Annotated in this window: 20 protein-coding genes; 7 read left to right on the forward strand and 13 right to left on the reverse strand. The window is 61.8% G+C overall.

The window, feature by feature from the left end; genetic code table 11:
- Positions 1-76 precede the first annotated feature (76 nt).
- From LIY45_RS23145 to LIY45_RS23155, 3 genes are all read right to left on the reverse strand, one after another.
- On the reverse strand, positions 77-2,482 hold the full coding sequence (locus LIY45_RS23145; protein WP_226477724.1) for a TonB-dependent receptor: 2,406 nt from the start codon (positions 2,480-2,482) through the stop codon (positions 77-79).
- Between the two features lie 96 nt (positions 2,483-2,578).
- Complete coding sequence (locus tag LIY45_RS23150; protein WP_226477742.1) at positions 2,579-3,553, reverse strand: FecR family protein; 975 nt, start codon at positions 3,551-3,553, stop codon at positions 2,579-2,581.
- 32 nt (positions 3,554-3,585) lie between these two features.
- A complete protein-coding gene (locus LIY45_RS23155) occupies positions 3,586-4,086 on the reverse strand; it encodes a sigma-70 family RNA polymerase sigma factor (RefSeq protein ID WP_226477725.1) in 501 nt (166 codons plus the stop codon).
- A 146-nt stretch (positions 4,087-4,232) separates the two neighbouring features.
- Between LIY45_RS23155 and LIY45_RS23160 the strand changes: the two genes are divergently transcribed.
- Positions 4,233-4,790 (forward strand): GNAT family N-acetyltransferase, encoded by a 558-nt coding sequence (locus tag LIY45_RS23160; protein ID WP_177036032.1) that lies wholly within the window; start codon positions 4,233-4,235, stop codon positions 4,788-4,790.
- Here LIY45_RS23160 and LIY45_RS23165 read toward each other — a convergent pair.
- Positions 4,768-5,652, reverse strand: a complete 885-nt coding sequence (locus LIY45_RS23165; protein ID WP_226477726.1) for an EamA family transporter — start codon at positions 5,650-5,652, stop codon at positions 4,768-4,770. The genes LIY45_RS23160 and LIY45_RS23165 overlap by 23 nt on opposite strands.
- A gap of 116 nt (positions 5,653-5,768) precedes the next feature.
- On the opposite strand from LIY45_RS23165, the gene LIY45_RS23170 reads away from it, so the two are divergent.
- The 4 genes from LIY45_RS23170 (at position 5,769) to LIY45_RS23185 (ending at position 9,094) form a co-directional block, all read left to right on the forward strand.
- The gene (locus LIY45_RS23170) at positions 5,769-6,539 is read left to right on the forward strand and encodes a helix-turn-helix transcriptional regulator (RefSeq protein WP_226477727.1); all 771 of its coding nucleotides are present in this window, start codon (positions 5,769-5,771) and stop codon (positions 6,537-6,539) included.
- A gap of 117 nt (positions 6,540-6,656) precedes the next feature.
- Positions 6,657-7,556 (forward strand): LysR family transcriptional regulator, encoded by a 900-nt coding sequence (locus tag LIY45_RS23175; RefSeq protein ID WP_226477728.1) that lies wholly within the window; start codon positions 6,657-6,659, stop codon positions 7,554-7,556.
- A 121-nt stretch (positions 7,557-7,677) separates the two neighbouring features.
- Entirely contained in the window at positions 7,678-8,334 is a 657-nt protein-coding gene (locus LIY45_RS23180; protein WP_226477729.1) for a YbhB/YbcL family Raf kinase inhibitor-like protein, read from the forward strand.
- Between the two features lie 67 nt (positions 8,335-8,401).
- The gene (locus LIY45_RS23185) at positions 8,402-9,094 is read left to right on the forward strand and encodes a serine hydrolase family protein (protein ID WP_226477730.1); all 693 of its coding nucleotides are present in this window, start codon (positions 8,402-8,404) and stop codon (positions 9,092-9,094) included.
- Between the two features lie 306 nt (positions 9,095-9,400).
- Here LIY45_RS23185 and LIY45_RS23190 read toward each other — a convergent pair whose 3' ends face one another.
- The 7 genes from LIY45_RS23190 to LIY45_RS23220 form a co-directional block, all read right to left on the reverse strand.
- On the reverse strand, positions 9,401-10,756 hold the full coding sequence (locus LIY45_RS23190; protein WP_017479799.1) for an MATE family efflux transporter: 1,356 nt from the start codon (positions 10,754-10,756) through the stop codon (positions 9,401-9,403).
- Positions 10,757-10,778: 22 nt separating this feature from the next.
- Positions 10,779-11,342: a DUF2239 family protein gene (locus LIY45_RS23195; protein ID WP_226477731.1), complete on the reverse strand. Its 564-nt coding sequence runs from the start codon at positions 11,340-11,342 to the stop codon at positions 10,779-10,781.
- Positions 11,343-11,392: 50 nt separating this feature from the next.
- The gene (locus LIY45_RS23200; RefSeq protein ID WP_226477732.1) at positions 11,393-12,349 is read right to left on the reverse strand and encodes an AAA family ATPase; all 957 of its coding nucleotides are present in this window, start codon (positions 12,347-12,349) and stop codon (positions 11,393-11,395) included.
- A 3-nt stretch (positions 12,350-12,352) separates the two neighbouring features.
- Complete coding sequence (locus LIY45_RS23205) at positions 12,353-13,396, reverse strand: aliphatic amidase (RefSeq protein WP_226477733.1); 1,044 nt, start codon at positions 13,394-13,396, stop codon at positions 12,353-12,355.
- 15 nt (positions 13,397-13,411) lie between these two features.
- Positions 13,412-13,759 carry a zinc ribbon domain-containing protein gene (locus tag LIY45_RS23210; protein WP_226477734.1) on the reverse strand — a complete coding sequence of 116 codons (348 nt, stop codon included), beginning with the start codon at positions 13,757-13,759 and terminating at the stop codon, positions 13,412-13,414.
- A 2-nt stretch (positions 13,760-13,761) separates the two neighbouring features.
- Entirely contained in the window at positions 13,762-14,991 is a 1,230-nt protein-coding gene (gene fmdA, locus LIY45_RS23215; RefSeq protein ID WP_226477735.1) for a formamidase, read from the reverse strand.
- Positions 14,992-15,869: 878 nt separating this feature from the next.
- A complete protein-coding gene (locus LIY45_RS23220) occupies positions 15,870-16,340 on the reverse strand; it encodes an Lrp/AsnC family transcriptional regulator (RefSeq protein WP_017479794.1) in 471 nt (156 codons plus the stop codon).
- 124 nt (positions 16,341-16,464) lie between these two features.
- Here LIY45_RS23220 and LIY45_RS23225 point away from each other — a divergent pair, with 124 nt between their 5' ends.
- Positions 16,465-17,709 (forward strand): methionine gamma-lyase, encoded by a 1,245-nt coding sequence (locus LIY45_RS23225; protein WP_226477736.1) that lies wholly within the window; start codon positions 16,465-16,467, stop codon positions 17,707-17,709.
- A gap of 185 nt (positions 17,710-17,894) precedes the next feature.
- Positions 17,895-18,596 (forward strand): helix-turn-helix transcriptional regulator, encoded by a 702-nt coding sequence (locus LIY45_RS23230; RefSeq protein WP_226477737.1) that lies wholly within the window; start codon positions 17,895-17,897, stop codon positions 18,594-18,596.
- A gap of 125 nt (positions 18,597-18,721) precedes the next feature.
- On the opposite strand, the gene LIY45_RS23235 is transcribed toward LIY45_RS23230, so the two are convergent.
- Positions 18,722-20,680, reverse strand: a complete 1,959-nt coding sequence (locus tag LIY45_RS23235) for a MacB family efflux pump subunit (RefSeq protein WP_226477738.1) — start codon at positions 20,678-20,680, stop codon at positions 18,722-18,724.
- Positions 20,681-20,683: 3 nt separating this feature from the next.
- A complete protein-coding gene (gene macA, locus LIY45_RS23240) occupies positions 20,684-21,835 on the reverse strand; it encodes a macrolide transporter subunit MacA (protein ID WP_226477739.1) in 1,152 nt (383 codons plus the stop codon).
- Positions 21,836-21,845: the final 10 nt, after the last annotated feature.

Consider the following 21,845-nt stretch of genomic DNA (forward strand, 5'->3'; position numbering starts at 1 on the left):
TGCGCAGAACAGTAGGAAGAAAGGCGGTGGCGAGGGCGCTTGTCCCTCACCACACAGCAGTACCGATACCCGGGTATCAGAACCCGACGCTGGCCTGCACAAAGAACGTGCGGGGCTCGCCCAGGTAAATCCCCGAGTTGTTGTCGCTGGAGCGGGTGTAGTGCTCCTGGTTGAACACGTTTTTAACGCCGACGCCCAGCTTCAGGTTCGACAACTGCGCGCCGAAGTCATAACCGCTGCGCACGTTCACCGAGACATAGCCAGGAATGTCCCCGTACTGGCCATCGGCGGTCGGCTGAGTGATGTAAGTCGTGCCGGTGCCCGGCGCACGCTGGCCGGACTGGGCGTAGACGTCCAGGTTGTGGGTCCAGTGGTTGATGTCGTAACGCAGCCCCAGGGTGGCCACTTCACGGGAGTACAGCGGCAAGTCGCGGCCCTTGAAGGCAACGTCGCCTTCGGAGGTGGCCTTGGTGTAGGTGAAGCCGGCGTTGGCGGTCAGGCCGTCCAGGCGCGGGTCCAGGTTCGACAGGTCGTAATGGGCCGACGCTTCGATGCCTTCGTGCTTGGTGGCGCCGAGGTTGGTCCAGCCCACATCGTTGCTGACGTATTGCAACTCGTCCGAGAAGTCGATGTAGAACAACGTCACTTCACCGCCCCAGACGTCGTCGTTGTAACGGGTACCGATTTCGTAGGTCTTGGCTTTTTCCGGGTTCAGGCCGTTCGCGGTCTGGTCGCCATTACCGCCCTGGCCCAGCTGGAAGTACTGCAGGCTGCCGAAGGACGTTTCGTAGTTGGCGAACAGTTTCCAGGCATCGGAGAGGTGGTACATCACGCTCAGGGCCGGCAGCGGTTCGTTGTTGTGAATCTCGCGACGTTTCTCCTGGACCGTGGTGCCATTCAGGGCGACTACCGGTCGGTCGTGCCATTCGGTGCGGATCTGCTCAAAGCGAATGCCCGGGGTAACGGTCCACTTGCCGATATCAATCTTGTTATCGATGTAGAACGAGTTGGCCTCGGTGCCGCCGGTACGGTCCTGGTACACGTGGCCGTCATTCTGGCCCACCGGCGTCGGCACGTTATTGACCAGCGCCAGGCTGGTGGCCTGCTCGTGCATGCCTTCCTTGAGGTAGCGATAACCGACGCTGACCTCCTGGGTGCTCGGCCCCAGGTCAAACACGTGGGACACCCGCGGCTCGATGCCGAAGGTGTAGTAGGTGCGCGGGTAGGAACCCAGGGTTTTCAGGTCGCGGTTGGCAATGTTGCTGCCGCGAAAACTGTCGGAGTAGTACGTCAACACTTCAGCCTGGGTGCGGTCGTCGATCTGCCGGATGTACTTGAAGGACATATCCTTGCGCCGGCCATTGAAGTTGTCCCAGTCACGCACCGATTGATACGGGTTGGCGTCGTACTGCTTCTGGGTCAGGCCGCCGGGCATGTCGGCGCTGGCGTCGTAGTAGTGGAAGTTCAGCGAGAAATCGTCTTGATCAGTCGGCGCCCAATGGGTCTTGAAGATCACGTCGTCGATGTCGTTGCCGTTGTTGCGATCGCGGTAACCATCGCCCTTGGTCCCGGAATACAGCAACGCAGCACCGATACCGTTGTCGGCGGTGCCGCCGATGAAAGCGTTTTCAATATGCTTCCAGCCGCCATGGGCCGCCGTCTCCAGGGTGGTGCCGACTTCACCGGAGAATTTTTCCGGAATGGCGCGGGTCACAAAGTTGATCACTCCGCCGACGTTCTGTGGCCCATAACGCACGGAGCCCGCGCCGCGCACTACGTCGATGCTGTCCAGGTTGCCCGAGGAAATCGGCGCCATCGACAACTGCGGTTGACCGTAAGGGGCGAATGCCGCCGGAACGCCATCGATCAATACCGTGGAACGTGGTGACAGGCGTGAGGTCAGCCCGCGCACGCCGACGTTAAGGGAAATATCGCTGCCACCGGTGCCGTTGGCTTCCTGCACCTGCACGCCGGGAATGCGCCGCAGCACATCACCGACGTTCATCGCGCCCTGCTCCACCATGGCCTCACGACGTACCACGGTGCGCGCGCCGGGGTGGTTCTGCACCACTTCGGCATTTGCATCGCCCAGCCAGTCGCCCACCACCTTGATGTCGGTGGCACCCAGCTCCAGCGGCGAACCTGCTTCGCCGGTGCCTTTACCCAGCGGGCGCAAGGTCACAGAGCCGGCGTCGATCTGGTAATCCAGGCCGCTGCCTTGCAGCAATTGGCGCAGGGCTTGTTCTGGCGACAGCTTGCCGTCGACGGCCGGGGCTTGTTTGCCGGCCACCATGTCGGGGCTGAAAAACACTTGCAGCGACGTCTGTTGACCCAGCTGGCTCAAGGCCGCCCCCAGGGACTGGGCCTGGATATGAATCGCGTCGTCAGCATAGGCTGCCGGCAGTGCGGCGCTGACGGCCAGTGCCAGGGCGAAGGGTGCCCAACGGGATGACTTATTGTTTTTCACGGCGAGTTTTTTCACGTCGAACGGCGTCCTGTGATCGCAAGAGAGTGCGGCTGTTAATGCAAACCAGTTGCAGTTGCACAAGAAGACGAAGAACTCGGAAAAAACCTGAATCTATCGTGAAATTATTTCCTGGCTACCGTCGGGCAAGGTGCGCAAGGCCACCGGAAGAATATGCGGCAAGGCCTTGAGCAAGGCATCGGTGTCGGTGGATTTGAACACACTGGTCAACCGCAGGTTGCTCACCGCAGGTGCACTGACCCGCAAGGGTTGCTCGCGGTAACGCGAGACTTCCCGGACCACTTCGCCGAGGGTGGCGTTGTTGAACACCAGCTTGCCGGTGCGCCAGGCCGTCAGTTCTTCGGGGTTGACGGCGTAGGCAGCCGCCACGTGGCCTTGGGTATCCACATGGGTGCCCCGGCCGGCCGTAAGCATCACGATGGCATCGGATGTGCGCCCTTGCACCTTGACCGTACCGGCCTCGACCACCACACGGGTCTGGTCGTCATCGCGGCGCACGTCGAAACGCGTACCGGTGACCGTCACCTGCCCTGCCCCGGCCGACACCACAAAGGGCCGGCTGCTGTCATGCTCGACACTGAACATCGCCTCGCCCTGCTTGAGTTCGATGCCGCGCTGCCCTTTTACGTAATGCACCGCCACCACACTGCGGCTGTTCAAATCCATCAGCGAGCCGTCGGGCAGCGCCACCTGCCGGCGCTCCCCCAGCGCGGTGCTGAACTCGGCGTTGTACGTCGCCGGATGATCCAGGCCACTGAACAACCCAAGGCCCAGGGCCACCGCCAGCACACTCGCCGCCGCCCCATAGCGCAGCACTGGCCGGCGCTTCGCACGCGGTTCTGGGGCATCGCACAACGCCTGCAAGCGCGCCTTGGGCACCAGGTCAGTGGCGCTCCACAAACCCTGCAGCACATCAAATTCGTACTGGTGCTCGGCATGCTCCGCACGCCAGGCATCAAAACGCTCGCGTTCTTCGACGCTCAACGGGCTGTCCTGCACACGCACAAACCACTGCGCCGCCTCATCGCGGGCCGTCGCACTGCCGCAGGCGCACTCACGGGTATCCATCATGGAAGGTCCTGTTTCAAAGCGGGCATGGGTCATGGGGCCATCGCGTCCAGGCGGTCACGTAGATGCCGCAGGGTGCGGATCATATACTTTTCCACCATGTTTTTAGACAGGCCCAGGCGCTCGGCGATTTCCTGCTGGGTCAGGCCTTCGATCTTTTGCCAGATGAAAATCTTGCGGCAATTAACCGGCAACTCGGCCAAGGCTCGCTCGATGGAGTCCGCCAGCTGGATCGCGTGCATGAAATGCTCCGGGTCGCCACTGTGGGGCGAACGCTGATCAAAGGCCTCCAGCGCCATCGCCTCCCGACGGTCTTCGCGGCGATAGGCGTCAACGGCGATATTGCGCGCCGTTTGATGCAGATAGGCACGAGGTTGCTCAACCGCGCCGGGCGCGGACTCAAGCACCCGTACAAAAGTGTCGTGGGCCAGGTCCTCGGCCTGCTGACGGTTTCTCAGGCGGCGCGTCCAGGTCCCGATCAACTCTTCATAGTGCTCGAAAAAGCCTGTTCTGCGGGGCGGCTGAGGAGTCATCTGGGTGCACTGGGGAGGCGGGGCGTGAATAGTAATGCTTCCTATTAAGTGGAGCAATTGCTTCCCGTCGTCCTCTTTCCTTGACCCTTGTACAACCCGCCCAATCCCGGCAGCATTCGCCCGTGACTTTCACGGACGAGCACCTTATGACCCTGCCCTTTTTCGCCCCCTTTCTCCTCACCACCGAGCGCCTGGGCCTGCGCCCTCCCCATCAGGATGATTGGCGCGCGCTGTTTGCCATCTGGTCCGATCCCGAAGCCATGCGCTACTTTTCCTTTCCCACCATGACCCGCGCCGAGCAGGCCGTTGAACGCTTCGGCCAACTGATGGAAGCCTCGATTGCCGGTGAAGACCTGGTGTGCATGGTGGAGTTGCTGACCACCGGCGAGGTGATCGGCAGTTGCGACCTGTTCAATGTGGATGAGCAATGCGGTCGTGCCGAAATCGGCTTCACCCTGAACCGCCAGCATTGGGGCAAGGGCTACATGAGCGAGGCGGCCCGCGCCGTGATCGACCACGGCTTCAACACCGTCGGGCTGCGCCGCCTTGAAGCCGATATCGACCCACGCAACCTGGGCTCCGCAAGATTGCTCGAGCGCCTGGGTTTTGTGCGCGAAGGCCTGTTGCGCGAGCGCTGGGTGGTCGGCGATGAGATCTCGGACAGCGCGCTGTATGGCCTGCTCAAGCGTGACCGCCCTGCCTGACCCACAACGGGCGTCCCTTCTTCATTCCCACGATCAAGGCCAACAGAATCAAGCCCATGGCCTGCCACTGGGAAACCCCGGGGCGCTCCCCCAGAATCAGCATTGAGCTGACGACGCCAAACACCGGGATCAGCAGTGACAGGGGCGCCACCCGGGAAACCGGGTACTCGCGCAGCAGCAGGTTCCAGCCCCAATAACAGAAGTGCGTCGCGCCATACACCTGAAACGCCAGCGAGAACAACGCCACGCGGTTCAACTGAGCAGGCAAGGCGATAAAGGCTTGCGGGCCGTCCAGCAGCCACGTCAACAGCACCAGCGGCAGCGGTGCAAACAGGCTGGCCCAGACCACGAAGGCAAAGATCTCCCGCACCCCGGAGACCTTGATGATGATATTGCCAATGCTCCAGGCCAGCGCACTGAACAGCACCAGGGCAAACCCCAGCATCGTCGCCGCCCCCTGCACACCCAACAGCATGCCCACCAAGCCCATGGCCGCCAGCGCCACGCTGATCAATTGCGGCAGGGACAGGCTTTCACGAAACAGCAGCACGCCCCAGCCCAGGGTGAAAAATGCGCTGAACTGGATCAGCAATGACGCGCTGCCGGGCGGCACACCCATGGCGATCCCGAGGTTGATCAAGGCCCACATCGCCACCCCGAAGATCAAGCCGTAGGCCGCCAGCCACTTCACCGCCACCTGGGGTCGTTTTACCAGAAACACCCAAGGCAACGCAGCCAGGGTGAAACGCAGGGCCGTCAGCAACAATGGGTTGATCTCGGCCAGGCCCAGCTTGGTAATGGGGAAGTTGAATCCCCACACGGCCGTCACCAGGACGGCCAGTAACAGGTGTTTGTGCTTCATGGTGACGGGGTCCATTTGCTGGTTGGCACGACAAGAGGCCGTGCATCCGGCAGATTTTTTCGCAAACCGCGATGGCCCGCCTGCGATTGTGGGTCAACAAAGGCTAGAATCAGGCCATGCCCGATATTCATCCCTACGAAAACACCCCCCGCGACGTGGTCGTGACCGCCATCGACTATGCCGACGGCCAGTTGTTCCCCGACCACGCGCACCCACGCGGCCAGTTTGCGTATGCCAGCCGGGGCGTCATCACGGTCTACACCGCTACCGGTAACTGGGTCGTGCCGCCCCGCCGCGCGATCTGGGTGCCGCCACATGTGTCCCACGCCATGCTGATGCGCGGGCCGGTGACGATGCTCAACACCTACATTCGCCCACAGGCGGCGCGGCGGCTGGAGTTGCCGCAAGCGTGCCAGGTGCTGGACGTGTCGCCGCTGCTCGGGCAGTTGCTGGAGAAGGCCGTGGAGGTGCCTGCGCGTTATGCGATGGGTGGCCGCGATAGCTATTTGATGGGCTTGCTGCTGCACGAGATCGCCCAGATGCCGGTGCTGCCGCTCAGTGCGCCGTTGCCTGCCGAGCCGCGCTTGGCGAAAGCTTGCGAAGGGTTTCTGGCCGAGCCTTCGCTGGAAATCAGCATTGATGCCATGGCGCTCAACGCCGGCATGAGCCGCCGGACCTTTACCCGGCAGTTTCGTCAGGCTACCGGCATCAGTTACCTGCAGTGGCGCCAGCAAGCCTGCCTGCTGGCGGGGATTGTGCGGCTGGGCAATGGGGAACCGGTGACCAGGGTGGCGCTGGATTTGGGGTATAGCAGCCCAAGTGCGTTTGCGACGGTGTTCAAGCGTGTGTTGGGTGAGGTGCCGAGTCGTTATTTCACCCAGCGCTGAGTGCTCCCCGCATTCCAGCCGTCCGGGTACGCAGCCCCAAACGATCACTCGTCGCGGCGATTGCTACCCCACGGTGCCTGAATATAGGATCCGCATAATCATCAGCAGGTCATCACCGTGGACACAGAACACCTCAAGCTATTCGTCGAGGTCGTGCAACAAGGCAGCTTTGCCGCCGCCGCACGCAAGCTGGACATCGACCCGTCAGCCGTCACCCGGGCCGTCTCGGCGCTGGAAAGGGACTTGGCGTTCAGGCTCTTTGAGCGCACCACCCGCCGCCTGGTGGTGACCGAGGCCGGCAAGATCTATCACGACTATGCCAGCAAGCTATTGCAGAACCTGCAGCAAGCGGCCGATGAAGCCCGCGATCTCGCCGGCAACACGGCCGGCGTCGTCCGGGTCACCGCCTCGGTGACCTTCGGTTATACGGTAATCATGCCGCTACTGCCCGAACTGCGGGCGGCGCATCCGTCCCTGGAGATCGATTTATTGCTGACCGACACCCTGGTGGACCTGGTCAACGAGCGGGTCGATGTAGCCCTGCGCCTGCGCCAGGATACCGACACTTCGATGATCGGTACGCGCCTTGCGAAAATCCGTTACCACATCTGTGCCAGCCCCGACTACGTCCGCCAGCACGGCCAGCCCCGAATGCCGTCGGACCTGCAACAACGAGACTGCCTGCGCTGTTCGGTGCACGGTTATCGTTCCTCCTGGAAACTGCGCGATACCACTGGCCACGTGGAAGAAGTCGATGTGGACGGCTGGCTGGTGGTCTCCAACTCTCTGACCCTGCACCGCGCGGCGTTGGACGGCCACGGGCCCGCCCTGCTGCCGGACTGGCTGGTCAGGGAAGATTTGGCGGCAGGTCGCCTGGTGGACCTGTTCCCCGGTCATGAAGCGACCCCCACCCACTTCGACAATACACTTTGGCTGCTCTACCCCTCTCGCGACTATGTGCCGAAGCGGGTTCGGGCCTTTATCGACTTCATGAAGCAACACATACGCGATCAATAGCAGGCATTTTTCACGCCACCCATTCCAGCACTTTCCACAAGAATCTCATGCAGCCCGACAACTGGGCGAGCCTTCCCCCCCTCAGTACCTTGAGCGCTCCAAACAACAAGGTGCTACATAGATGAACCGAAGAACATCCGAACTTGAAACTGTCTCTCCTGCCCGCTGGTTACGCGCAATCCCCAGTGGGGCCGCGCTGATCGGCATCCTGCTGGCGGGAGCCTTTACCGGGGCCGCCTCGGCGGCGTCGACCTTTACCTTGACGAGCCCGGACCTCAAGTCCGGGACCTTCGCCAACACCCACGTCTTGAACGGCTTTGGTTGCACCGGAGGCAACGTCTCGCCTGCCCTCGAATGGTCGAACCTGCCTGCGGGCACGCGCTCCATCGCCATACAAGTACTGGACCAGGATGAACCGACCGGCAGCGGTTTCTGGCACTGGACGGTTTACAACATTCCGGCGTCAGCCAAGGGCTTGCCCCAAGGCGCAGGAAATACGCCAGCAAAACTTCCGGCGCCGGCCTTCAACGGCGTCAATGACTTTACCGACACCGGCGTAACCGGCGGCAACGGCAACTACGGTGGTCCTTGCCCGCCGGTGGGTGACAAACCTCACACCTATATCTTCAGCGCCTATGCCCTGGCAGTCGAGGACGTCGAAGCCGCAAGCGGCATTCCGCGCACCGGCAGCGCGGCACTGCACGGGTACATCCTGAACAGAGGCCTGGGCGAAAAAGTGCTGGGTAAAGCCAGCTTCGTCGCACGCTACGGCCACTGATACCTTCTGAATAAATGGCACTCACCGGGTCAACTCCAAGCCCGGTGCGCGCCCCTGGATACTCATCATGAAAAAACTGCGCATTCTCTGCTTGCATGGTTACCACGGCAGCGCCAAGGTCCTGGCCCGTCAGATGCACCTCCTGCAGCAACACCTGGAACACGTGGCCGAGTTCATTTACGTCGACGCTCCGAGTTTGAGCCACGGCGATTTTGGCTGGTGGCATGCGGTGGAACATTCGACTCAAAAAACCGGCCCCGGGGTCGGTCAGGCCCTAGTGGATTACCAAGGCTGGGCCACCACCTATGATTGGGTGCTTGAAACCTTTCGTACACAGGGCCCCTTTGATGGCGTACTCGGCTTCAGCCAGGGAGCGGCATTGACCGCCTTGCTGGTGGGATTACGCGCCCCAGACGCGAGGCCAGGCGCACAATTCCCCCTGGCCTTTGACTTCGCGATCATGATCGGTGGCTTCCTGGCCAACGATCCGGTGCTGCAGTCGCTGTACGAATCCAAATCCAGCTTTGACCTGCCATCGGTTCACGTTATAGGCCGCACAGACTTTGTTGTTCCCCAGCGTTTTTCCTATAACGTGGCGGCGCTGTTCACCCGCCCACTGGTCCTGGAGCATGACGGCGGCCATGTGATCGACACAGCCCCGAGGACCTGTGAGCAACTGGTGTTTTTTCTCGAGGAACGCCAGCGACAAAAACTCGCACTGCGGGATCCGACGCGCCGGACGTTATCTGTCGACCACTGAATCAAACGGAGGCCCCTATTTGACACAGTCCTCATCGGCGGCGGCGACCGCGAGGTGGTACCGGGAATGTCCAGAACGGAAACACCTACCGACAGCACCTTCCTGATCAGCCAGACGCTGGTCATGGGCAAGGATGGCTGGCGTGTGGCGAGCATCATGCCGATCGCCGATACCCACTTCAAATAAGCCAAGGTGCGAAAACGAGGTGGGCTTGACCTTGGGCGCGGTGTGCCCGCACGCCGTGCCGCCGCAGCGCCCTAAGCAACCAGAACCGCAGCAACAGATATGGACTCAATCCGCCCAAACTCACACCAACCGCTTGATCTGCTTATGCCGCCAAACCAACCGGTAATACGCCGTCTGCAACCCCAACATCGCCAGATACGTCACCGGAAACGCCATCCACACCCCCTCCAGCCCAAACCGCGCATTCAGCAGATAAGCCACCGGCAACTCCACCCCCAACACGCACACGATCGAAATCCCCACGGGTACCAGCACCACGCCGCTGGCCCGCATGATCCCGCCCACCACCGCCTGGAAGCCAAACACCAAAATGCTCCAGAGCATGATATGCAGCAGGTGCTCAGCCTTGACCCGCGCATCCACGTCAGTAATGAACAAACCGAGCAACCAGTGCGACAACCCATACCCCAACACAATCAACCCACCCGTCAGGCACAAGTTGATCAAAATCCCCGTGCGCAGGATCGGCCCAATCCGCTCCAGCCGCCCCGCCCCGATCGCCTGCGCCCCCAGAATCGACGCGGTGATGGCAATCGACAACGCCGGAAACTGCACATAGTTGACGATCTGTGTCACCGCCCCATACGCCGCCGTCGCCTGGGAACCATGGCTGTTGACCAGCGCCAGAATCACCAACTCCGACAGCGACAGCACCACCATCTGCAACCCGGTCGGCAAGCCGATACGCAGCACTTTGCCAAGGATCGCCCGGTCCAGTCGCAATGCCGCCATCAACTCGCGATCCGGCGCCATCACGTGGTTTTTATGGCGCAGGCGCAGCACCAGAAACGTCATCGCCAGGGCGTTACCCACCAGCCCTGCCAGTACCGCGCTCTGAATGCCCATCGGCGGCAAACCCAGCCAGCCCTTGATCAGTGCCGGGGTCAGCACCAGGCCCACGGCGGTCGAGACCATCAGCGCCAGCAACGGCGACACCGTGTCACTCACGCCCCGCAGCAGCTGGGTGAACAGGATGAACACCAGCAACAGCGGCATGATCAGCATCATCATCTGCGCGTAACCCACCGCGTCATCCAGCACATCCACCGGTGTGCCCAGGGCCTGCATCGCCGGGCGGGCAAACACGCTGCCCAGCACCGCCGCGATCACCCCGATCAGGGCGCCGAGGGTCAGGGTGGCGCCGGTGATCGACTTGACCATCGAGGTTTCCTGGGCCCCCCACGCCTGGCCAATCAACACCGAAGCGCCCGCCCCCAGGCCGATCACCAGGGCGATGAAGAAGAACACGATGGGGAACATCCCCGACACCGCCGCCAACGCCTGGGTACCGAGCATCTGCCCGACGTAGATACCGTTCAGCGTGCCGGAAAAGCTCTGGAGGAAATTGGACAGCACCATGGGTGCCAGAAAGATCAGGTAGATCTGCCACAACGGTCGTTGCTGGGTGACTTCCATGAAGGTTCGGATCTCAATGCAATTAGGCAGGGAAAGCGTTGCGTGACAACCAGGCCAGGTACAACTTCACATCCACTGGCCAGTGCGCAATCTTGTTGGAAAAGTCGGCGCCGTCCTGGGCAAACAACGCCCGCGAGGCCTCTTCGAAACCCGGCAGGTCGCCGCCCAGGGCGCTCATGAAACGATAGCTGGATTCCTTGGCCTGGCGTCGCTCATCGTGCTCGGCATGGGCATTGCGCGCTTCATCCACCAGCCGGCGCAAGGCCGCCGAGGCGCCGCCGCGTTGTTGCCCCAGCCACTCCCAATGCCGTGGCAGCAGGGTCACTTCACGGGCGACCACCCCCAGCTTCGGTCGGCCTACGGTAGGTGACGCCGGCACGTCGGCCTCGGTCACCGCGACGGTCGGTTGCTGCGGTGCGTAACCGGCGGGCCAGGGATAGTCGACTTGAACGCCGCTGGCGTCATCGAACACCAGCAAGCTGCCCGTCGACAGGTCGAGGTTTTTCAGTTTTTTGGCGACATCGGCATAAGAGCCGGCGGCCACGCGTTGGTGGCCAAGGAAGGCGGTGCAGTGTGATGCGCTCATGACTTTTACCCGGAATATATTGTTTTACCCGGGTTATATTAGCCTGGAATTTATTTGTTGCAAGCCGCTTGTTGCGAAACCACCAAACGATCACTGTCGACAGTCGCGCCCATGGGGCCCACACCCGGGTCGCGCAATACGCATTCGGCAATCGCCGGCTCAAGTTCCACCCGCAATCGGCGGCCCAAGGCGCGGGCACCAAAGCGTACGTCATGGTCGCGGCACAACCACGCCCGTGCCGACTCATCCAGCACCAGTGACCGCTGCTGCGTCGCCAGGCGTTGATTGAGTTTGCCGAGTTCCACCTCAAGCAGCGCTTCAAGCCATTGATGGTCGATGGGCTCGAACATCAGGATACGGTCGATGCGATTGAGAAACTCCGGCTCGAAGTGACTGTGCAAGGCGTCCTCCAACACCGCCGCCTCCCCGCGTCTCAACCAGCGCAACGGGGTAAATCGCTGTCGATGGCGACGCGCCTGTTGCGCGCCGATATTGCTGGTCATGAAGATCAGGCTGTTGCGAAAGTCCAGCGTGCGAGCGCCACCCGCCAGCGTCAGTTGGCCGTTTTCAAGAATGCCCAACAGGCTGCGCACCACTTCCTGGCTGGCCTTTTCCAACTCGTCGAACAACACGATGCCGGGGCGGCTATAGCTGCCCTGGATCAGTTCGCTGTTGAACAGGCTGATGCCTTCCTTGCTGCCGACGTAACCCGGCGGCGCCCCGGTCAAGGCCGCGGCGTAATGCTCCTGGGCCAGGGTGTGCATGTCGATGCGGCAGAACCCGTCGGCACGCCCGTGCAAGGCCTGCGCCAGCAGTCGGACGATTTCCGTCTTGCCGACCCCGGTCGGCCCCATGAACAGGTTGACGCTCAACGGCCGCTCGCGCTCGCCGATATCGGCCTTGACCACCTTGAGCAAGCCTTCCACCTGGGCCAGGGCCGCGTCCTGGCCAACGATGCGGCTGCGTAGCAAGGCCATGACCTGAGCCGGTTCAAAGGTAAACCGCATGCCTCAACCCGCCGTTTTTTCTTTACCGCCATGGGGCAACTGCCCCACCGGGCATTCGGCGACACCGACGGTGCTGCGGGTAAATGCCTCGACAGTTTCCCGGGCCTTTTGCGCGTCCAGCACCCAGGTGCGATAGAACTCGAACGGACAATCCGCCACGCCCTTGTCCCCGTCGCCCGAAGCGTGCATGCCGGTGTAGCCACGGTGCAGCAGCTTGAACAGATGGTTCTGCGACTGATCATTGGCCCGCGCATCGCGGATCTGCGACACCGACAGCTGGGCGTACTGAATGCCCATTTCCTCTTCGCCGCACTCCCCCAGGGTGCGGCCATCAAAACCAATGATCGCCGAGTGCCCGAAGTACGAATACACCCCGTCGAACCCCGCCGCATTCGCCACCGCCACGTAGCAGTTGTTTGCCCAGGCCATGCTCTTGGACATCTGCACCTGCTGCTCCTTGGCCGGGTACATATAGCCCTGGCAACGCACGATCAGCTCGGCGCCTTTCATTGCACAGTCGCGCCAGATCTCCGGGTAGTTGCCATCGTCGCAGATGATCAGGCTGACCTTCATGCCCTTGGGCCCGTCGCATACATAGGTGCGGTCGCCCGGGTACCAACCCTCGATCGGGCACCACGGAATGCACTTGCGATAGCGCTGGACGATCGCTCCCAGGTTGTTGATCAACACCAGCGTGTTGTACGGCGCCTTGTGGGGATGCTCTTCATGGCGCTCACCAGTCAGGGAAAACACGCCCCAGGTATTCGCCTGGCGACAGGCCGCCGAGAAGATCGCCGTCTCTTCGCCGGGAATGCTCGCGGCGGTGGCCATCATCTCGTCGTGGTCGTACATGATCCCCATGGTGCTGTATTCGGGGAACACCACCAGGTCCATGCCGGGCAAACCCTGCTTCATGCCGACAATGATCTCGGCAATCTTCTTCGCGTTATCGATGACCTCGGCCTTGCTGTGCAGGCGCGGCATCTTGTAGTTCACGACAGCAACGCCGACCGTGTCCGGGCTGCTGGATATGTCGCCATGGCGCATTGCAAATCTCCTCGGTCAGTGACTGATCATCCAGGGCCGTGGCCCGGTCCTGGTCTTGAGCCCCAGCGGGTTGGCCTTGCTTGGCACCACCGGCTTGCGGGTGCCACAGCAACTGCAGCCCGCCGGGTGCTTGCGCGCCTCCTGATACTCGCCGACGGTTTGCGGCGCATGGGCGCTGCGCTCGTTACCGGCAATCGCCTTGCGCTGATTGGCCGACAGCGTGGTCAGCGCCGGTGCCGACAGCAGCAACTGCCCGCCCGGGCCGTCGCAATACGGGCACTGGCTGGGTTCGTGACGCTGGGCCATGGGCCGCAGCATCGTGAAGGTGCCGCAGGACTCACAGGCATATTCATAGGTCGGCATGGCTACAGGTCCGGTGCGATGGGCAGGTCGATGCTGCCGTCGAGGAATCGGGTCGGGCCGTTAGCGTTGGGGTTGATGTCGAACTCGAAGATTTCGGTGGGCAGCCACAACGTCGCGCAAGCGTTGGGGATGTCCACCACGCCGCTGATATGCCCCTGCACCGGCGCCGAGCCGAGCAACGCATAACCCTGGGCCGGCGAGTAGCCGAACTTGGTCAGGTAGTTGATCGCATTCAGGCAGGCCTGGCGGTACGCGACATTGACGTCCAGGTAGTGCTGCTGCCCCTGTTCGTCGACGGAGATGCCTTCGAAGATCAGGTAGTTCTTGTAGTTCGGGGTGATCGGGCTTGGCTTGAACACCGGGTTTTTGATCCCGTACTTGGCCATGCCGCCCTTGATCAGCTCGACCTTCATGTGCACCCAGCCGGCCATTTCGATGGCGCCGCAAAAAGTGATTTCGCCGTCGCCCTGGCTGAAGTGCAAGTCCCCCACCGACAGGCCGGCGCCGTTGACGTACACCGGGAAATAGATCTTCGAACCGCGGGACAGATCCTTGATATCGCAGTTGCCGCCATGCTCACGGGGCGGCACGGTCCGGGCGCCGGTGGCGGCGGCGTCGTCACGGGCCGCGCCCTTGAGTTTGCCCATGTGTGCGGTGGCGGCCAGCGGGGCGTTGGCCAGGGGTGGGACGCGGGTCGGGTTGGTGTCGATCAGTTCCTGCTCGCGACGGTTCCAGTCGGCGAGCATCACCGGGTCGGGCAGGCAGCCGATCAGGCCAGGGTGGATCAGGCCGGCGAAGTTCACGCCCGGGATGTGTCGAGAGCTGGTGAACATGCCCTTGAAATCCCAGATGGCTTTTTGCGCGCTGGGGAAGTGGTCGGTGAGGAAGCCGCCGCCGTTCTGGCGGGAGAAGAAGCCGTTGAAACCCCACTGGGAGTCGGCTTTGGCGCCGATGTCGAGCAGGTCGACCACCAGCAGGTCGCCGGGTTCGGCGCCGTTTACGCCCACTGGGCCGGAAAGGTAATGCACGGTGGAGAGGTCGACGTCGCGCACGTCGCTGGCGTCGTCGTTGTTCTTGATGGCGCCGGCGGTCCAGTCGTAGGTTTCGAGGATGAAGTCATCGCCGGGTTTGACCCAACAGGCCATCGGGATGTCCGGGTGCCAACGGTTGTGGATTTGCTCGTTTTCGGTGACGGGTTGGTTGAGGTCGACTTTGATCAGGGTGTCGGTCATCGAGGTGCTCCCGGAGGTGGCTTGGCTGTCGGGAGCAGTCTCGCGGGGATGGGGTTGGGCGGGGAATACGTTGGATGACGTATGTGGCTTTGGGGTTGGGGTTGGGGTTGGGGTTGGGGGCATATCCGTTATTTAGGTAACGGCCACTTAGGGTTCCGCTCTTACAGCGGCTCACTTTTGAAAAGCGCAAAAGTAAGCAAAACGCTCTTGCCCCACCACTCGGCACCTCGCCTAGGCTCGGTGTGCCCTCACTCCGGCTTTGGACCGTGGGCCGCCGCGATGGGCCATCCTTGGCCCAGCGCGGCTAACCCGGCGTCCTGCCGGGTTACCCACGCTCCAAAGCCTGCGTTCGGCCAGCGTGGTTTAACGGGGCGCCTAAGATCAAGATCAAAAGCAAAAGCACAGCGGCCTACCGGCCGGCTTGAGTGTTGAAGAGCAAAATCAAAATCTAAAGCGGGCACGGTCAAATGTGGGAGCTGGCTTGCCTGCGATAGCATCAACTGGGTGTACCTGATGCACCGAGGTGTCTGCATCGCAGGCAAGCCAGCTCCCACAGAAAAGCAGCTTTGTTTTCGCTCTGGATCTTGCCTCTGCTTTTAACACTCAAGCCGGCCGGTAGGCCGCTGTGCTCTTGCTTTTGATTTTGATCTGCGGGCCCCGTTAACCACGATGGCCGCAAGTAGGCACGGTGGAGCGGCCCGCGGAATCGGGCCGGAGTGCGGGCATGCCGAGCCTAAGCGAGGCACCGAGTGGTGGGGCAAAGACCTTTTGGTTACTTTTGGCTGGGCCGGCATTCCGGGCGTTTGCCAAAAGTGACCCGCTGTAAGAGCGGAACCATAGGTGGCCGTTACCGAAGCAACGGATATGTACACCGTCAATCACTCAGGAAGCGGAATCACCCGCAACGGCCGAACCGACTTGTACGAGAAACTGGAGTAAATCTCCTTAACACACGGCAACCCCTGCAACACCTCCCGGGCAAACTCCCCAAACGACTCCAGATCCTTCGCCACCACTTCCAACAAAAAATCATACCGCCCCGAAACGTTATGACACGCCACAATCTCGGGAATCTCCAGCAACCTTTGCTCAAACGCCCGGGCCACTTCGCGCGAGTGCGTGTCCATCATGATGCTGACAAACGCCGTCACCCCGTACCCCAGCGCCTTGGGTGACAGGATCGCCTGATACCCCCCGATCACCCCGCTGTCCTCGAGGTTCTTCACCCGCCGCCAACATGGCGAAGTGGTCAGCGACACCCGCTCCGCCAACTCCGCCACCGTCAACCGCGCATTGCCCTGCAAGGCGTTTAAAAGTGCCTTGTCAGTCCGATCCAGATGAATGGGCATATCTTGCCTCAAAACGTCATTTTTATTGTTTTTCATCCCAATCTACCGGGTTTTCCCAGCAAACTATGGAACGTTCGGCCGCCGTTATAAGCATAGCATTGTAGGAAATAAGGAGCGTCCGACCATGAAAAATAAACACAATACGTTCGGCTTTTCCACCCGTGCCATCCACCACGGCTACGACCCACAGGACCACCACGGCGCTCTCGTGCCACCGATCTACCTGTCGGCCACCTTCGCCTTCCCCACCGCCGAATACGGTGCCGCCTGCTTTGCCGGTGAAGAAAACGGGCACTTCTACACCCGCATCTCCAACCCCACCCTGGCCCTGCTGGAATCGCGCATGGCCACCCTGGAAAACGGCGAAGCCGCCGTAGCCTTCAGCTCCGGCATGGGCGCGATTGCCGCGACGTTCTGGACCCTGTTGCGCCCCGGTGACGAAATCATCGTCAGCCAGACCCTCTACGGCTGCACCTTCGCCCTGCTGCATCACGGCATCGGCGAGTTCGGCATCAAGGTCCGCCACGTCGACCTCACCGACCTGGTCGCCCTGCGCGAGGCCATCAACCCGGCCACGCGCATGATCTATTTCGAGACCCCGGCCAACCCCAACCTGCAACTGGTGGATATCGCCGCCGTCGCCAACATCGCCCACCAACAACCCGGCATCACCGTGGTGGTGGACAACACCTACTGCACGCCCTACCTGCAACGCCCGCTGGAAATGGGCGCCGACGTGGTGGTGCACTCGGCCACCAAATACCTCAGCGGCCACGGCGATATCACTGCCGGTATCGCCGTCAGCAGCCAGGCCCTAGCCCAGCGCATTCGCCTGCAAGGGCTCAAGGACCTGACCGGCGCGGTGATGTCGCCCCAGGACGCGGCCCTGCTGATGCGCGGCCTCAAGACCCTGGCCCTGCGCATGGACCGTCATTGCAGCAACGCCCTGGCCATCGCCGAAGCCTTGCAGGCTCATCCCCTGGTGGAATGGGTGACCTACCCCGGCTTGCGCTCCTTCCCCCAATACGAATTGGCCGCCCGGCAGATGAAACAATCCGGCGGCATGATCGCGTTTGAACTCAAGGGCGGCATCGAGATGGGCCGGCGTTTCATGAATGCCCTCAAGCTGTTCACCCGGGCAGTGAGCCTGGGGGATGCCGAGTCACTGGCCCAGCACCCGGCCAGCATGACCCACTCCACCTACACCCCGGAACAACGCGCCCACCACGGGATTTCCGAAGGACTGGTGCGGCTCTCGGCGGGTCTTGAGGATGTCGCCGATCTGTTGGCGGACGTTGAGCAGGCACTGCACGCCTGTGCCCTGAAACCGAAATCCAGGGTTGTGCAGCAAAACGTTCATCACGCTTGAGGTAAATTCACAACCAGGCGCGACGTTTACCAATAGCCCGGCCTGAAAAGGTCGGGCTTTTCCCGTTGCGCCCTGCACTGCAAAAAATTTGATCCATTCATTGGCCCGTTTGCGAAAGCCTGTACTAGCATACGAGGCGGCAGTCATGGAGATCACTGCCCTGTACGCCGCCCTCCTTGAAACTCATGGATGAAATGATGAACTCACACCTGTTCCCCCACATTGGCAAGGTCATCGCCAGCACCGGCAGCCGACATTTCCCGCGCATGCTGCATGACCTGATCCTCACCCAACTGGCAGTCGACGCCACGCACATCACCCAAATGCCCGTGAGTCCAAGGGAACACGCGCCGCGCAAGGCCGGCAGCTCGCGAATGCTGGGGATCAGCCCGGTGTACACCGACACGGTGCCCGGGCTCGACGAAGCCCAGGCCGCCGCACAGCTGCACCTGACCCGGCGCAAGGATGACGTCAGCTACGTGCTGTCGGTGTATCGCTCGAACCCCTCCGAAAGCTTTTCCCAGCAGGAACGGATCATCCTGCAAGACTTCTCCTCCTTGCTGCTGCCGATGGTTGAAAAGCACATCAGCGCCCTGCACCCCAGCGGCCCCGACAGTGAAGCGCCGCAGCAACCCGGCATCGACACCTTGCGCCGACGCTTCGAAGAACGCCTCGCGCAATCGGGGTTGGCCCTGTCCAGCCGTGAGCTGGAGGTGTGCGTGGGGTTGCTGGCCGGGCGTACCGCGCCGGAACTGGCGGAGCAGTTGGCGCTGAAGGTCAACACCATCGAGAGCTACCTCAAGCGGGCGGCGATCAAGATGGGCATCAGTGGCCGGCATTCGTTGATGCGCTGGATGTACGCCACAGAAGAAAACGCAACGCTCTAGAACACCGCAGGACACATGTGGGAGCGGGCTTGCCCGCGATGGCGGTGTGTCAGCCAGCATACCTATAAGCTGACATACCGCCATCGCAGGCAAGCCAGCTCCCACATTTTGATCATCTATCCAGATTAATCCCGGGCCAGGGCTTCAATCGGATCCAGCCGCGCCGCATTCCTCGCCGGCACAAACCCGAACACAATCCCGATCAACGTCGAACACGCAAACGCCGTCACCACCGACCCCAGGGAAAACACCATTTCCCACTCTTTCACAAACAACGAAAACAGATAGCCAATGGCGAATGACAGCGATATGCCGATCATCCCGCCAATCAGGCAGACCATCACCGCTTCTACCAGGAACTGCTGGCGAATATCCGATTGCCGCGCGCCCACCGCCATGCGAATCCCGATCTCACGGGTGCGCTCGGTCACCGACACCAGCATGATATTCATCACCCCGATGCCCCCCACCAACAACGAAATCACCGCAATCAACGACAACAGCAGCGCCAGGGAACGGCTGGTTTTCTGCACCGTCTGCATGATGCTGTCGAGGTTGTTGGTAAAGAAATCCTTGGTGCCGTGGCGCTGCAACATCAGCTTGGTGACGTTCTCTTCCACCACCTTGCTCGGCTGGCCGTCCTTGATGCGCACGGTGATGCTGTCCAGATGACGCTGGCCCAACAGCCGCCCCGCTGCCGTCTCATACGGCACCCACACGTTCAACGCCTTGCTGGCGGCGAACATGTTTTTATTGTCCGCCGTCACCCCGATCACCGTGCACGGCAGGCTGCCCACCAGGATCACCTGGCCCAACGGATCCACCCCGGGCCCGAACAACCGATGGCGCGTGTTGTGGTCGATCACCACCACCTGGGCCTGGCGCCGGGCGTCGCTTTCGCTGAAGGTTATCCCGGCTTCGAGCTTCAGGCCCTTGACCTGGAAGTAGCGGTCGCTGACGCCATTGACCTGGGCATCCAGGTCGATGTTGCCGTAGCGCAATAACAGGTTGCGCCCCACCACCGGCGTGGCGCTGTCGACGTAATACAGCTGGTTCAGCGCCTCCACATCCGACGGCAACAATGTCTCGATGGCCGAGGCGCGGCTGTCACCGAAACTCTTGCCGGGAAAGATGTCGATGGTGTTGCTGCCAATGGCCTGGATGTCCTTGAGCACATAGCGCTTGGCACCTTCACCGATGGCCGAGATCGACACCACCGAGGTGATGCCGATGACAATGCCGAGCATGGTCAGCAAGGTGCGCATGCGATGGGAAATCAGCGCAACCCAGGCCATGTTGAAGGCCTCCTTGAACAGCCCGAGGCTCGCCACCAATTTGCGCGCACCGCTGTGCTTGGGCTCGATGGGCGCTTCGGTGGGCAGGTCGAGGCCGACGCTCTGATTGGCGCGGTCACTGACAATCTCGCCATCGCGCACCTCAATGATCCGCTGGGCATTGGCCGCGACTTTCGGGTCATGGGTGACGATGATCACCGTGTGCCCGGCGGCATGCAGCTCGGCCAGGATGCGCATCACTTCCTTGCCGCTATGGGTATCGAGGGCCCCGGTGGGCTCGTCGGCGAGGATCACTTCGCCGCCATTCATCAAGGCCCGGGCGATACTCACCCGCTGTTGCTGGCCGCCGGAAAGCTGGCTCGGCCGATGGGTCAAATGCCCCGACAAACCCAGGCGTGCCAGCAACTCCCCTGCCCGACTGTGCCTGGCGGTTTCCGGCGTACCGGCATAAATCGCCGGCATTTCCACGTTGTGCAACGCGCTCAAGTGCGCCAGCAAGTGGTAACGCTGAAAGATAAAACCGAAGTAGTCGCGGCGCAGTTCGGCCAGTTGCTCATCCCCCAGGGTGCGGGTTTCGATGCCATTGATCTTGTAGCTGCCGGCGGTGGCGTAGTCGAGGCCACCGAGGATGTTCATCAGGGTAGATTTACCCGAACCCGAGGCCCCGGTGATCGCCACCATTTCCCCGGCGTAGATGGTCAGGTCGATGCCCTTGAGGGCAATGAATTCGCGGTCGCCGGCCATGAAACTGCGGACGATGCCTTTAAGCTCCAGCAGTGGCTGAGTCATCAATCAGCCCCCCGCCACGGCGGGCGATGCATCGCCGATCACCACCTTGTCGCCTTCGGCCAGGCCATCGAGGATCTGCACCTTGACGTTGTTGTTGATGCCGGTCTGCACCTGCCGCGTGTTGGCCTTGCCCTTGGCGTCCAGCACCCGCACCGGGAAGCTGCCGTCGGCATTGCGCGGGCCGAGTGCGGCCACCGGCACGGTCAGTGCGGCCTTGGCGGTGTCGAGCACGATCCGCACCTGGGCGGTCATGGCGATGCGCAGGCGGTGGTCGGGGTTGGGCACGTCGAACAGGGCGTTATAGAACACCGCGGTATTTTGTTTTGGGGTGCCGGCGGTCTGGGTTTCGAGAAAGTTTTGCGGCGCAGGTTCAGTGCCACGCAGTTTGGCGTAGTAGCGTTTGTCGGCCTCGCCAAGGATGGTGAAGTACACCTGCTGGCCGGGGCTGATGTGGATCACGTCGGCCTCGGAGACCTGGGCCTTGACGGTCATGGTGTCGAGGTCGGCGAGCTTGAGCAGGACCGGCGCCAGTTGGCTGGCGATCACGGTCTGGCCTTCCTGGGTGACGATGCCCACCACGTCGCCATCGATCGGCGCGACGATGCGGGTGTAGGCCAGGTTGATCTTGGCGGTGTCGATCTGGATGTGGGCGCTTTTGATCTGGGCGTCGAGGGACATCAGGTTGGCGCGTTGCACTTCGTAGTTGGACTCGGCGGTTTCGAAGTCCTGGCGGGACACGGATTCGTCCTCTTGCAGGCCCTGGTAGCGTTCGTAGACGGATTTGGTTTCCTTGAGTTGCGCCGCGGTGGCGCGGCGTTGGGCCTGGAGGTTTTCTTCGTCGACCTCGGCTTTGCGCAGGGTGTTTTGCAGGATCAACGGGTCGATTTCGGCGAGCCATTGGCCCTTCTTGACCTTGTCGCCGACCTTTACCTTCAAGGACTTGAGCTGGCCGGAGACCTGGGCGCCGACGTCGACCTGCTTGACGCCTTCGAGCAAGCCGGTGGCCAGGACAGCGTTTTCGATGTCACTGCGTTCGGCGGTGGCGGTCAGGTATTGCGGCGCGTCTGCCGGGGCCTGCACGGTGTAGATAATCAGGCCCGCTGCGACGGTCAACACCAGGGCCAATCCTGCTTTTCGATACTTTGACTTTTCCATAAATGACCAT

It is taken from the genome of Pseudomonas sp. MWU16-30323 (assembly GCF_020515595.1).
Lineage (GTDB): Bacteria > Pseudomonadota > Gammaproteobacteria > Pseudomonadales > Pseudomonadaceae > Aquipseudomonas > Aquipseudomonas yamanorum.